Origin of the sequence: Salinigranum sp. (assembly GCF_041641895.1) — an archaeon.
GTDB lineage: Archaea > Halobacteriota > Halobacteria > Halobacteriales > Haloferacaceae > Salinigranum.
Map to the genome: position 1 here is coordinate 19,078 of NZ_JBEPXO010000010.1, position 12,656 is coordinate 31,733.

Sequence of the window (12,656 nt, forward strand, 5' to 3'; positions counted from 1 at the left end):
TGGAGTTGGGGGGATGAAAACGGTTGTCACTTTGACGTACCGAACCCCCCCGCCCTGGGTCGTCGGTCCGTGGCGCGACGCCGCTCCCAGGGGTACGGTGTCCCCCACCCGGGCGAGTCTTCGACGGCCTGTCCGTCCGTGTCGCCGACACCCGTCTTCCCGGGCGGGACGGCGACCAGGACGACAGTGCGGACCGAGATGTCGACCCGCGAAGCACAGCCGAGTTCCTCGTCGGCACCGTCCTCGTCGAGGTCAAGAGCCGCACAGCCCCCGTCGCGGACGTACGTCACCGTCTCCCCGGGACCGCCCCGCTGGGTCCGGACGACGAATCGCGGGTAGTATCCGCGGACGTGGACGTCCCAGACGTTCACGGTGGCGTACCAGTTGGTCGGCGTGGGGAGCAGCGGGAGACCCGCCGGGAGGACGACCGCCTTCCCCTCCGTGCGCGCCGCGAGACGGTCCGTGCCGTTCGCGACGGCCGTCCCGAGCGCCTCGGTGGCCGCCGTCTTCGAGATCCGACGGACGGCGCTGGCCGTCCCGTCGACGTGGTCGCGGTGGACGCGCACGTCGTCGCTGTCGCGCGCCGCAGCCACGGCGACCCGGAGGTGGACCCTGACCCGCTCGGCCTCCCGCCCGGAGAGGCCGGCCTCGGCGACGACTCGCGGGACGAACGACCCGTTCGTGACGGCGAGCGCCTTCGCCGAGGTCCGGTTCCACGTCGCGAAGGCGTCGTCGACGGCTCGCCGCTGCTCGGCCCGCGAGAGGGTCGTCTCGCGGTCGAGGACGGCCCGGGTTCGGTCGCCGACGTACGTGATCGACTCGGCCACCTCGTTCCGGAGCGTGTCGGGTCGGTTCGTCGTCGCGAACGCGTCGGTGCGCTCGGCCGCGCGGAGCGTCACGGCCGCGGTGTGGAGCCGGACCGTCTCCCGACTCCCGCCGAAGACCCCGTCGACCGCGTCGCCGTACGGGACCGTGAACACGTTGACGTTCCGCGTCCGCAGCGGGTGTTCGGTCCCGTGACGCGCCGTCCACGGCGCGTCGGCACGGTCGACGCCCTGCACGTCGAGGTAGGGCGGGCCGCCCTGCGGGACGAAGACGTCCTCGCCACCGAGTGGACCGCCGACGGGCCGGGGGTCCGGCGGGGGGCTAGTCCGGGTGGACACGACTTCGGCCGCCCAGCCGTCCAGGTCGACGTGTCGTTGCCGCAGGACAGCGGCGAGGCGGTCGTTCGCCCGCACCGTCGCGTTCGAGCGGTCCGAGAGGCGCGCGTCGACCCGTGTCAGGTACGCGACTCGGGCGGCGACGCGCGCACGGTCCGCGACGCCGTCGTACCGTGGCGGCGCGTCGACGAGTGTGTCCCGGCGGGCGTCGAGTCGTTCCGTGAGGTTCGCGGACGGGTTCGCCCGCGCCGTGGCGGCGTCTCCCATCCGGACCGACGTCGAGGTGTTCCGGACGATCTGGTGGAGGTCGAGGAGGTCGGCCACGACCCACTCGCGAAGGGCTGCCGGTCGCTCACCCGTGACGGTCTCGGTGCGGTTGAGCGCCTCCGGCCCGTCGAGCACCCGCTGGGCGACGACGTTCTCGACGCCGCCGCGCGCCGCGAGAAACGCGTCCGCCTCCGCGGGGACGCCGGCGAGGTTGGGGCCGTCGAGCGCGCCGCCGGCCTCGAACGCGGGGACGACCGGGTTGGTCGGGACGCCGTCGAGCGTCCGGAGCGTTCCGTCGACGGTGACGCCGACGGCGTGCTGCTCGGTCGCCGTCGCGGTGGTCTCGACGGTCGTGTTCCCTCGCCGCCAGGTCCGTCGGAAGTGATGGCGGACCGTGACGTGCCGGGTCGCGGCCCGGAACCGGGTCGCGTTGGGCGTCCGTGACGGGAATGACGCCGACCCCGGTTCGACCGTCGCGCTGGACGACACCGATTCGTTGACCAGAGTGGCCCGGGGCCCCGGTGGTCGTGGGTGTGGCCACGGCTCCGCGTCGACGAGCGTCGTCTCCGTGCGGAGCGTGAGGTTCACCCCGTAGGCGCGTTCGAGCACCTCGTCGAGCGACGGTCCCCCGTCCCCGGACTGGAGCGCGACGTACGCGCGGTCGGCCGTGTCGTCGACCCGAACGACCGTCTCGCGGTCGGGCGTCGGTGCGTCGGCGCGGGCGAGCTGTGGCACATCCCGCCGGACGTCGTCGGGGTCGGGGGTCGGGGGCGGGGCGACGCTCGTCACCAGGGTCGTCCCGGGGGTACTCATCCCGGCGCGGGCGTCGGCCAGCAGCAGTCGCTCGAGCGCCCGCCGCTGTGCCGTGCGCCCGGTGGGGTCGGCGCGTCCGTACGCCGCTTGCTGGAGCTGGAGGACGGCTCCGTTGGTTGCGATACCGACGTGGCGAGTCCCGACCACGTTACTGATGGGGGCCCCGGCCCACTGTCCGTAGCCGCGCGCCCAGGCGACGGGGTAGAGCCGAGCGGTCAGCCGTCGTCCGAGACCCGGTCCCTCGAGCGGTCCGCGCGTCAGCGACTCCTCGAACCGGACAGTCCGGTCGTGGAGCGCGAGGACGGGCGTCGCGACGGTGATCGTCGCGTTCGTCGTCTCGCGGGCGACGACCGCTCCGCCTCGCCGAGCCACCACCGACACGTCGCGGACGCTGACCTCGACAGCGGTGCCGTTCTCGACGCTGCGAACGCTGACACGTTCGAGTTCCCGAGAGAAGTCGCCGGGCGTGGAGGTCGGTGGCAGCGACGCGGCGGCCGTGACGTCCCCGTGAGTGTACGCGGCGCGCTCGAAACCCGCGCGCGCCGCGACGTAGATTCTGACCCGGAGACTGTCGCGGAACGGCCGGGAGTCGTTCAGCACGTCCCCCCAGGCGCTGTCAGCCGGCTCGACGACGGGCGTGCGGGCGGCGTCGCGAGCGGAACGTGAGACGGCGACCCGGAGCGCCGTCTCGGAGGCGGCCGTCGCCCGGTCCATCGCTACCTCGACGTCCCTGTCGACTCTCACGCCCTCTGTCGCGAGCGTCGTGGCGTACGTCGTACTCCCGAGGAGGAGCAACACGCCGATGAGCGCGAACGGGACCCGCCCGCGGCTGTCGTCGGCGAACCGCATCAGGACCACGTCCTGACGACGACGGTGACGCGGCCGACACGAACCGACTCGGCTGCCGCTCGCGGCGTCTCGAACCGTCGTTCGAGCGCCTCCTCGGTGTGCCCCGAGACGGCGACTGCGAGGTCGTTCGTCGCCGGCTCGACCTCCGCATCGAGAGCCGTCTCCGACCCGTACGCCGACCGCATCGACGCGAACCGTTCCCGGGTGACGACGGCGTCGGCGCCGCCGCCCTGGAGAGCGACCCGCGTCTCACGAGGGGGGAACAGGCCAGCGACGGTCCGCCGCGCGACGACGTCCGCGACGTGTCCGTATCCACCTGTCGAGGCGGCGAGCGCCGCGTCGCGGGCAGGGGGTACGCCGCTGTCGACGGTCAGCGTCGCCGCGTGGACTGTCGCGCTGGGCGGTGGTGCCGGGCCGACGCGGACGACGCCGTCGAGGCCGCTCCCCGGAACCGGTCGCCACGTCGCGGTCACCTGTGCTCGTCCGCCGAGGGCCGGCGCGACGGAGGCGCGGACCGCCTCGACGAACCGGCCGGCGTACGGCGAGGGTCGGGCCCCGTCGACCGAGACGTTCGCGACGGCGGCCGTCGCGAGCAGTTCGACCAGCGTCCCGTGGCGGACCCGCTCGACGGGGTCGCCCGTCCGGTCGTCGACGCCGAGGTCGTACCGGACTGTCGCCGTCGTCGTCGCGAGCATCTCGGCCGTAGTCTCGTCTCGGTCGGGAGTCGCCGTCACGTCGACCGCTCCGCCGGTGGCGGTCACGACCGAGTAGGCCGCGGCGCTCACCAGGAGGAGGAACACCGACACGTCGACGACCGTACTGATGCCTCGCTGGCGGCGACTCATCGCCACACCACCACCCCGAGCCGACCGTGACGGATGCGCCCCGGCCCGAGACGGACGCTCACCGGGCGGGACGCACGGTCCCCGTGTACGGCGGCCGTCGGTCCGACCCCCCACCGTCGTCCGCCCGCCGTGAGCGAGACGTTGAGACGGGCACCGAGCGGCCGGGCGTCGAGCGCCCGGTCCAGTCGGGCGGGACGGACGACGCCGCGGACGGTGACCTCGTCGTGGACGGCAGCGAGCGCCGGGCCGGCGGCGTCGCGGTCGGTCGGGGGAGCCGCGTCGGCGACGACGAGGGCGTACGTCGACAGTCCGACGCCGACGGCGAACAGCGCGGTGAGCGCCGCGAGCGGTTCGACCTGGGCCCTGCGTTCGGACACGCTCAGCGCCCTCCCGGTCTCGCGTCCAGCGTCCCGACGAGCGTGACGTCGACGTCGCCCCACGAGCAGTGGCGGGCGACCAGATAGTCGCCCGCGGGGCGCCACGCCGAGTCACCGGCGCGAGCGGCGCTCGCCGCCCGCTTGAACGCTGTCGCGGCGGCGAAGACCGTTCTCGGGGGTGCGCCCCGGAGAACGCGGGCGAGTCGAGCGTCGTCCCCCACGGGCACGACGCGATAGCCGAGCGTCGCGTGCGTCGTTCCGGCGTCGTTCCGGAGGCCGATGCGCTGTGAGTCGACGTCGACCGCGCGTGCGTCGAGTGCGCGGACGGCTGTCGTGTCGTACTCCGCCGCGGCGACGGCGTCGACCGTCTCGGCGGCGCCAGCGGCGTCCGGTGGGGGCGTCGTCGGGAGCGACGTGACGACGCCGAAGACGACGAGCGCCGCCGCCGAGACGCCGAGCCACGCGTACCACGCGTCGACGGGTGTGTCGAACATGAGCGCTCTGGCCGCGCTCTCGTACAAAAAAGCTCAGACGAGGAGACCGGCGGCGACGACGCCGACGAGGAAGCTGATTCCCGCCAAGAGGAGCGCGAGACCGACCCGGTAGCCGAGGCGTGTCGGGTCGAGCCCCGATTCGAGCCCGGTCGCGAGCACGGTCAGCGTCGCCGCCATGACGAGGACGTACCCTCCGAGGACTGTTCCGAGTCCGGCGACGGAGAACGCGGGTCCGAGGCTCGCACCCGTCTCGACGCTCGCGATACGCGCAGCGAGGGCGACGGTCGCACCGCCCACGAGCGGACCGAACACGGCCGCGGTGTTGGCGAGCGTCCCGCTCACCGCCGCGAGCTCCCGTCGACCGGCCCGTTCGGCTCGTTCGAGGTCCCGGAGCTGGGTAGCCATCCCCACGATGGTCCCGCTGGCTGGCTGACCCTCGACTGCGGCCACGGCGAGTAGCGACGCAGCCGCGCGGGTACGCGGACTCGGCAGGTCGGCGAGCGCGCCGAACTCACCCAGGAACGCCTCCCGGAGCGTGACGCCGAGGCGCCGCTGGACGCCCGCCGCCGCCGCGAACGCCGCTCCGGTCTCGGTCGACAGGTCCTCGCCGACCGTCTCGACGGCCGCCTCGACGGACACCCCGTCGCCGACGTGTCGACCGACGAGCGCGAGCGCCTCGGGCAGGCCGTCTTCGACCGCGCGGGCGTGTCGCCGGACCGCGACGGCGGGACGGAACCGGACCACGAGCGCCGCGCCGGCACCCGTTCCGACGGCGACCACCGGCGCGGCCCAGGCACCGACGACGGCCGGGGCCGCGACCCAGAAGGCGGCCGCAGTCACGAGGCCGGCGAGCACCGGCCGCCACCACGGCACCTGTGCGTCCGGATGCGTGCGCGGCACCGCCGGCGTCGCGAAGGTGGCCGGTCGACGCACGAGGAGCCACCCCGACGCGCCGAGCAGCACCGCGGGAAGCAAGACGTCGTAGCCGAGCGCGAGTGCCGTGAGCGAGACGGACGCGCCAGCGACGCCCGCCGCCGGGAGGACACCGACGAGCGCCAGCGGGAGCAGAACGCCGAACGCGTACAGGGCCGTCGCGGGCCCGCGGACGTCCGCGGCGAACGACGTCATCCGCTCCTGCGTCGCCTCGACGACAGTCGCCCGCGCACGGTCGAACAGGTCGGCGCGGTCCGACGCGGGCGCGTGGATCCCCGTCGTGACGAGGTCGGCCGCGCGTTCGAGCGCTGGGAACCACGGCCGCCAGGCTGCGGCGAAGGCGTCGAGTCCCGTCGCCGGCGTCCCGACCGACCGACGGACGTGGTCGTCGAGGCTCCGCGCGAGCGGACCGCTCCCGGTCCGCGCGGCGAAGACGACGGCCGGTTCGACCGCCGGGGTGAGCCGAGCGTGGAGGACGATTCGACCGACGAGGTCGCTCGCCGCACACAGCGCGCGCGTCCGCTCGACGGCGGCGAGCGCCGCCGGACCCCGGTGGACGAGGTGGACGACTGTCGTCCCGACGGCCGCGGCGGCGAGGACGGCGGCCTGAACAGGACCACCGAGAGCGACTCCTCCGGCGCCGACGAGCAGGGCGGTGACGAGGCCGGCGGTGTAGCCGGCGCGGAGGACCACGTCGGACTGGAACGGGACGCCGAGGAACGCCAGCTGGCGGTCGAGTACCTCGTCGGTCGCGACGGCCTGCGGCCACAGGCGGGCCAGTCCGGTGAGGACCCGCGTGAGCGTCGACGCCATCTCAGTACTCCCGCTCGCCAGGGGCCGTGAGCCCCGTCTCGGCGTGTCGCCCGACGACCTCGGTCCGTTCGGCGACCCGGGCCCGAACGTCGGCGTACGACTCGTCCGGCGCGGCGAGCGTCGAGAGGAGGGCGCTCTCGCCACGGGCGACGACGCCAGTCGAGCGGAGTCGGTCGTCGCCGGCCGGGAACTCGAACAGCGAGACGGCGTGGACGCCCTCGCTCGTCGTCCGCACCTCCTCGACGCGCGTCACCCGACGGCCCGACTCGGCGGTGAGCGTCACCACCAGGTCGGTCGCGCCGAAGGCGCGCTCCGGGACCGAGAGGTCCGTCACCATCCGCGCCTTGACCCCGTCGCCGCCGACGCCGTGGACCGTTCCGAGGACCGCGCCGTCGGCCGCACCCACGCGCATCGCCTCGTAGAGCACCTGTGCCTCCTCGCCGCGGACCTCCCCGACCGCGAGCGCGCCGTCGCCGAGGCGGAGGGCCGCCCGGAGCGCCTCGTCGGGTGAGAGCGCGGCACCGTCGTCGAGGCCGGTGTGGATGCCCTGGACGTCGCGGCCGTGGTCGCGGAGGGCAGCGACCGGGAGTTCCGGTGTGTCCTCGACGACGACCGTTCGAGTCGTCTCGGGGAGTTCCCACAGCAGCGCCCCGAGCGTGGTCGTCTTGCCCGCGCCGCGGGGACCGGCGACGAGCGTCGCGGCCCCGCGCTCGACGGCGACGGAGAGGAGTCCGGCCGCGGCCGCCGGGAGCGTCCCCAGCGAGACGAGGCGACTGAGCGTCCACACGGCCTCGTCGTGGGCCCGGAACGCGAACGCGAGACCGTCGCTGGCGGGCGGGGCGACGCCGGCGAGCCTGATTCGGCGGTCGGTCGCGGCGTCGACTGTCGCGTCGAGCGTCGGCGTCGCCCGGGAGAACGCCCGGCCCGACGCGCGTCGGAACCGCGAGGCGAGCGCCGCCACTCCCTCGGGTGCGAGGCGGACGTTGGTCGCGACCCGGTCACCGTCGACGACGACCCTGACGGGGTTCTCGTCTGCGGGACTCGTGACGAAGACGTCGGTCACCCGCGGGTCCGTGAAGAGGTCGTCCAGCACGCCGTGACCGCGCGTGTGCTTCGTCAGGAGCGAGGCTACCTGTTCGACCGGTTCGTCACCGTCGGCAACCCGCCGGACGGCCCGGTGCGGAGCGCGCGGCCCACCCGAGACGGCACCGGTCGCGAGCAGTCGGCGGGCCGCGGCGAGTGTCGCGAGCGCCGATCCGTCGAAGGAGTGCCACGCCGGGAGCAGGTGGTAGCGCCGCCGGCCGTCGTCGAACGCGTACAGCCTGACGCGCGCGCCGGAGTCGAGTTCCCGGGCGTCGAGGAGCGTCGCCCCGGCAGGCGGGTCGACGCCGACGCGACAGCGAGCGACAGTCGGTCCGACGAACGCCCGGAGGGCCGCGTCGTAGCCGCCCTCCGCACCCTCGCTTGTGCCCCCTCGATCGACCCGTTCGGCACCCAGCGCGAGCCCCGTCTCGGCCGCGAGGCATGCGAGGGGGCCGGCACGTCCGCTCGCCTCGTGTGCGGCACCCAGTGGGTCGGACAGCGCCCGCGCAGCGAGGCGTTCGTCGTAGTGGGCAGCGCGCTCGGCGAACCGGCCGGCGGCGACGAGGAACGCACAGGCCTCGTCGGTGTAGGTGCGCGCGACGCCGTCGGCGCACGTCCGGACGACGTCTGCGTCGCGGTCGGTCAGTGCGCCGACCACCGTCGCGCGACAGTCGGCCGACGATGCCAGGTCCCCCCGACCCGGGCAGTCGCCCGCGTCGATGCGGAGTCGAGTCCCGCGGTCGGCGTGGGTTCCGGCCGGCGTCTCGAAAGAGACGTCGCACGAACACGCCGACGCCGCGTCGGCGTCGGTCCCGAGCAGCGCCCGCGAGCGGTCGACGAGTGTGGTGAGTAGCGTCACGAGGCGGGGTGGTCCCCTTCCGGTATTTGAACGTTCGTGCACCGGGGGACCACCCATCGGCGCGGGACGATCGGTCGCCGACCAGTGTGTGACGGCCCGTCAGCGTCCGCTTCCACCGGCCGTCGTCGGGCGTGCCGTCTCCGTCCGCGCCCCCGCTCCGGTGTCCGCGCGGCCGGCGACGTGGACGCGGACGCCGACGTGCCCGCCGCGGCGGACGAGCGTCAGTCGAAGCGTGTGTCGCCCCGGCGGGAGGGCGAGCGGACGTTCGCCGACGAAGAACCGGACGCCGGCCTCGAGTCGTCTCGGAGGCCCGCCAGCGACGCGGTAGCCGACTGTCGTCGCCCGGGAGTCGTTCGGCAGGCCGCCGACGGAGAGGTAGTCCGCTCGGGCGTCCGCGAACCCACCCGCGGGAAGCGCGACGACGACAGTCCGACTCGCACCTCGCTCACCAGGTGGCACCGGGTCGTCGGCGGCGACGAGGCCGGCGGCGGCGTCCGACAGTCGGGTGGCCGTCGCGTCGAGTCGCGCCGCGGTGCGGTCGACTCGCGCCTCCTCGACGGCCGGCAGCGACGCACCGAGGAGCGCCGTCGCGACGACGACGGTGAGGAGGGTCCGAACCGCCGTCACAGCGCGTCCCGAAGCCGCGAGGCGAGTGCCGACGGCGACGCACGGCCACCGGTCCGGTTGTCGTCGGAGGCGCCCGCGGACGACCGGTCGATGTCGGCGTCGAGCGCGTCGGTCTGGGGGCGCGCGGCCACCGGGCGCCGACCGTCCGGGTCGGTCTCGCGCGTTCGGCCCGCGGGGTATCGCTGTGGGTCTTCCGCCGCCGGTGGGAGTCGCTCGACGGCGAGGCCGCCGTCGGCGTCGAACACGTGGGACTCGACCGCTTCGGCCTTCGCGAGCGCCAGTGCCGCCTGCCGTTCGACGTCCTCGGAGACGCCCTCGACGCCACCGAGGTAGCCACGCACCGCCTGCGTCGTCGCGTCGAGGGAGTCGAGGCGTGTTTCGAGGGAGTCGAGACGCTCCTCGACGGCGGTGAGCCGTCGCTCCACGCTGGCGGCGTCCGCGAGGTTCGCGAGGTCGGTCGTCTCCCCGCCGGTGACCGCCCGCTCGACCGCTTCGAGTCGGGGCCGGAGGTCGTCCGTCATGCCAGCCGGTGGCCGCCTCATCGGATAAAAACGCTCGGAGCGGCGCGGCGCACCGAAAGTACCATAGACTGATAGGTCGTCCGTCGACGTATGCAGTCCGTCCTGATCGGCGTCGGTCAGGCGGGCGGGAAACTCGTCAGCGCCCTCCAGACGTTCGATGCTGACGGGAACCACGGCTCCGTCCGCCACGCGGTCGCGGTCAACACCGCCTCGGCCGACCTCCGCTCGCTCCCCGCAACGGTACAGCCCCTCCTCGTCGGCCAGTCGCGCGTCTCCGGCCACGGCGTCGGCGGCGACAACGAACTCGGCGCACAGGTGATGCGCGAGGCGCGCGAGGAAGTCCTGGAGGCCGTCACCGTCGACTCGGCCACGGAGGCCGTCTTCGTCGTCGCCGGCCTCGGCGGCGGCACTGGGTCCGGCGGCGCGCCCGTCCTCGCACAGGAGTTGAGACGCGTCCACGACGTTCCCGTCTACGCCGTCGGCGTCCTCCCCGGACGCGACGAGGGGGCGCTCTACCAGGTGAACGCGGGGCGCTCGCTGAAGACGCTGGCTCGCGAGGCCGACGCGGTCCTCCTCGTCGACAACGACGCGTTCCGACAGGCCGGCGACAGCCTCGAGTCGGGCTACGAGCGGGTCAACGAGGCCATCGCCCGGCGTCTCGGCCTCCTGCTCGCGGCGGGAGAAGTCGACACCGGGAGCGGGGTCGCCGAGTCGGTCGTCGACGCGTCGGAGTTGATACACACTCTGCGGGAGGGGACGCTCGCGACAGTCGGCTACGCGGACGCGTCGGCCGCACGCGACGCCGCCGAGAACGTGAACGTCGTGACGAGCACGACCCGTCGGGCGCTCCTGACCGGGACGGCCGTCGAAGCCGACACCGCCGACGCGGCGCTCGTCGTCGTGGCGGGTCGGTCGGCGGCCATCCCGCGGAGAGGTGTCGAGCGGGCCCGCCGCTGGGTCGAAGAGGAGACCGGGTGCATGCAGGTCCGCGGCGGCGACTTCCCCGTCGACTCGGGGCGCATCGCGTCGCTCGTGCTCCTCAGCGGCATCGAGCGGACGGCACGGGTGGAGTCGTTCTTCGAACGCGCGCGTGAGGCGGCGAGCGGAAGTAGTTCCGACGACGCGGCGACGAGCGGGTCGGCGTCGGAGGATGTAGCGTCCGAACAGTGGGCCGTCGACGAACTCGACGACCTCACCTGACCTGACCCTGCCGGCGGCGAGCGCGAACGCGAGGAAGAGCGGTGTCGCTACTGGCGGACGAGGCTCGCGCCGTCGAAGTCGGTCCGCGTGTAGTCGAGTTCCATCAGGTCGAGGATGGTGGGGGCGATGTCGAACAGGTCCGCGTCCTCGATGGCGACGTCGGGGTCGTCGATGATGAGCGTCGCGTTGTCGAACGAGTGCATCCCGTTGCGCGGGCCCTGGGTGAACACGCCCTCCTTGTCCTTGAAGCCGGACTTGAGGTCGAAGCCGTGGTTCGGCACGACGACGAGGTCCGGCGCGATGGCGTCGTGGTCGCCGCGGAACGCCTCTTCCTTCTCGACGACCTGTGCGGCGACCTTCTTCCCGTTCGGCCCTTCCCACGCCTCGAGTTCGGCCTCGAGTTCGTCACGGACGGCCTCGTACTCGTCCTGCGGGACGGAGCCACGGGGCTCTCTCCCCTCGAGGTTGACGTAGAACCGGCCGGGGATGAGCGAGTACGCGCGCGTGTCGTCGGAGATGTCGCCCAGTTCGTCGTGGTCGTCGTCGTCGTACGAGAGCCAGCCGTTCTCCTGGAGCCAGGCGTTGCAGTTGACCTCGTAGTCGAGCGAGGTGAAGCCGTGGTCGGAGGCGACGACGAGCGTCACGTCGTCGGGGAGCATCGAGCGAATCTTCCCGACGTACTCGTCGACCTTGCGGTAGAACTCCAGGAAGAGGTCGCGGTTCTCCTCTTTCAGGCCCTCGGTGTCGCCGGACGCGCCGGGCGCGAGGCGCTCGTAGTCCTTGAACAGGAAGTGATTGACCCGGTCGGTCGTCATGAAGACGCCGAAGAAGAGGTCCCAGTCGTCCTCCTGCAGGTAGTGACTGAACGCCTCGAACCGCCTGTCGATGGTGCTGTGGGCGTCGTCCATGAACTCGCTCTTGTCCTCCTGGTGGCCGAGTTTGGCGTTGACGTCGATGGCGTAGTCGATGGACTGGAGGTAGTTCGCCAGTTCGTCGGGGTACGCCGCCTTGTCGACCGACGGCGAGAGGAAGCCCGACACCATCCGCTGGACGTTCCGCTGCGGCGGGAAGGTGACCGGGACGTTCAGCACGGTGGCGTCGCGGCCGTCCTGGCTGACGCGGTCCCACAAGCGGGTCGCCTGGACGTCACGCCCCATCGGGACGTACGTGTCGTACGAGCCGACCTCTCTGTCTTGGAAGCCGTAGACACCGGTCTCGCCCGGGTTCACGCCGGTGGTGAGCGCGGGCCAGCAGGCGCTGGACTCGGGGGGGACGATGCTGTCGATGGGGCCGGCGCTCCCCTCTTCGATGAGCGAGGCGACGTTGGGGAACTCGTCGGGGTGCTCCGAGAGGAGCGTGAAGGGTACCCCGTCGATTCCGATGAAGGCGACGCGCGGGTGGTCCGTTCCGCGCAGTCGGTCGAACAATCCCATACCGGTCCATTCCGAGGGGGGCCCCAAGAAGCTTCTTTTCCAGTGACGTTCTTGCGGCGGCCCCGGAGAGTAGCTGGAGAGTGGTTTTCTGAACGGGCGCGCTGCGACCCGCCCCACCCGGACGACAGGACAGACGGACTCGAACGACACGAGGGCCGCGCGAGGCACGGGCGCGGTGACCTGCGGTCTATCCCCTAGCCGGGTCCCTCGCTCCCGCGCGCCGACCGCTGCGGTGTCACACCGGGTGTTGGCGTGTGACGCGGGGCGATGGCGTGTGACTCACGCGGTCAGTCCGCGTGACTCACGCGCGAGGGGCGAGTGAGCGAGCAACGCGAGCGAACGAGTCGGCCGGGGAGGGTGTGGTCTACATCGCGCCCGCGTC

10 protein-coding genes are annotated in these 12,656 nt (G+C 73.2%); 1 reads left to right on the forward strand and 9 read right to left on the reverse strand.

Annotated features, from left to right (window positions below):
• Nucleotides 1-26: 26 nt before the first annotated feature.
• Genes ACESK5_RS03490 through ACESK5_RS03525 form a run of 8 tightly spaced genes read right to left on the reverse strand, consistent with a single transcriptional unit; the run spans nucleotide 27 to nucleotide 9,641 of the window.
• A complete protein-coding gene (locus ACESK5_RS03490; RefSeq protein WP_372910160.1) occupies nucleotides 27-3,089 on the reverse strand; it encodes a hypothetical protein in 3,063 nt (1,020 codons plus the stop codon).
• Complete coding sequence (locus tag ACESK5_RS03495; RefSeq protein WP_372910161.1) at nucleotides 3,089-3,934, reverse strand: hypothetical protein; 846 nt, start codon at nucleotides 3,932-3,934, stop codon at nucleotides 3,089-3,091. Before ACESK5_RS03495 ends, ACESK5_RS03490 begins: the two co-directional genes overlap by 1 nt.
• Complete coding sequence (locus tag ACESK5_RS03500) at nucleotides 3,931-4,311, reverse strand: hypothetical protein (protein WP_372910162.1); 381 nt, start codon at nucleotides 4,309-4,311, stop codon at nucleotides 3,931-3,933. The genes ACESK5_RS03495 and ACESK5_RS03500 overlap by 4 nt, the downstream gene beginning before the upstream one ends.
• A 2-nt stretch (nucleotides 4,312-4,313) precedes the next feature.
• Complete coding sequence (locus ACESK5_RS03505; protein WP_372910163.1) at nucleotides 4,314-4,805, reverse strand: hypothetical protein; 492 nt, start codon at nucleotides 4,803-4,805, stop codon at nucleotides 4,314-4,316.
• A gap of 33 nt (nucleotides 4,806-4,838) precedes the next feature.
• The gene (locus ACESK5_RS03510; RefSeq protein ID WP_372910164.1) at nucleotides 4,839-6,551 is read right to left on the reverse strand and encodes a type II secretion system protein; all 1,713 of its coding nucleotides are present in this window, start codon (nucleotides 6,549-6,551) and stop codon (nucleotides 4,839-4,841) included.
• Nucleotide 6,552: 1 nt separating this feature from the next.
• On the reverse strand, nucleotides 6,553-8,550 hold the full coding sequence (locus ACESK5_RS03515) for an ATPase, T2SS/T4P/T4SS family (protein ID WP_372910165.1): 1,998 nt from the start codon (nucleotides 8,548-8,550) through the stop codon (nucleotides 6,553-6,555).
• Between the two features lie 42 nt (nucleotides 8,551-8,592).
• On the reverse strand, nucleotides 8,593-9,120 hold the full coding sequence (locus ACESK5_RS03520) for a hypothetical protein (protein ID WP_372910166.1): 528 nt from the start codon (nucleotides 9,118-9,120) through the stop codon (nucleotides 8,593-8,595).
• Entirely contained in the window at nucleotides 9,117-9,641 is a 525-nt protein-coding gene (locus ACESK5_RS03525; RefSeq protein WP_372910167.1) for a hypothetical protein, read from the reverse strand. The genes ACESK5_RS03520 and ACESK5_RS03525 overlap by 4 nt, the downstream gene beginning before the upstream one ends.
• Before the next feature lie 90 nt (nucleotides 9,642-9,731).
• On the opposite strand from ACESK5_RS03525, the gene ACESK5_RS03530 reads away from it, so the two are divergent.
• The gene (locus ACESK5_RS03530; RefSeq protein ID WP_372910168.1) at nucleotides 9,732-10,841 is read left to right on the forward strand and encodes a tubulin/FtsZ family protein; all 1,110 of its coding nucleotides are present in this window, start codon (nucleotides 9,732-9,734) and stop codon (nucleotides 10,839-10,841) included.
• A gap of 47 nt (nucleotides 10,842-10,888) precedes the next feature.
• Here ACESK5_RS03530 and ACESK5_RS03535 read toward each other — a convergent pair whose 3' ends face one another.
• Nucleotides 10,889-12,274, reverse strand: a complete 1,386-nt coding sequence (locus ACESK5_RS03535) for an alkaline phosphatase family protein (protein WP_372910169.1) — start codon at nucleotides 12,272-12,274, stop codon at nucleotides 10,889-10,891.
• Between the last annotated feature and the right edge of the window lie 382 nt (nucleotides 12,275-12,656).

Bases quoted from the DNA above. Each gene is read 5' to 3' on its own strand.
- ACESK5_RS03490 (WP_372910160.1), bottom strand. From the start codon at position 3,089: ATGCGGTTCGCCGACGACAGCCGCGGGCGGGTCCCGTTCGCGCTCATC.
- ACESK5_RS03495 (WP_372910161.1), bottom strand. From the start codon at position 3,934: ATGAGTCGCCGCCAGCGAGGCATCAGTACGGTCGTCGACGTGTCGGTG.
- ACESK5_RS03505 (WP_372910163.1), bottom strand. From the start codon at position 4,805: ATGTTCGACACACCCGTCGACGCGTGGTACGCGTGGCTCGGCGTCTCG.
- ACESK5_RS03510 (WP_372910164.1), bottom strand. From the start codon at position 6,551: ATGGCGTCGACGCTCACGCGGGTCCTCACCGGACTGGCCCGCCTGTGG.
- ACESK5_RS03515 (WP_372910165.1), bottom strand. From the start codon at position 8,550: ATGGGTGGTCCCCCGGTGCACGAACGTTCAAATACCGGAAGGGGACCA.
- ACESK5_RS03525 (WP_372910167.1), bottom strand. From the start codon at position 9,641: ATGACGGACGACCTCCGGCCCCGACTCGAAGCGGTCGAGCGGGCGGTC.
- ACESK5_RS03530 (WP_372910168.1), top strand. From the start codon at position 9,732: ATGCAGTCCGTCCTGATCGGCGTCGGTCAGGCGGGCGGGAAACTCGTC.
- ACESK5_RS03535 (WP_372910169.1), bottom strand. From the start codon at position 12,274: ATGGGATTGTTCGACCGACTGCGCGGAACGGACCACCCGCGCGTCGCC.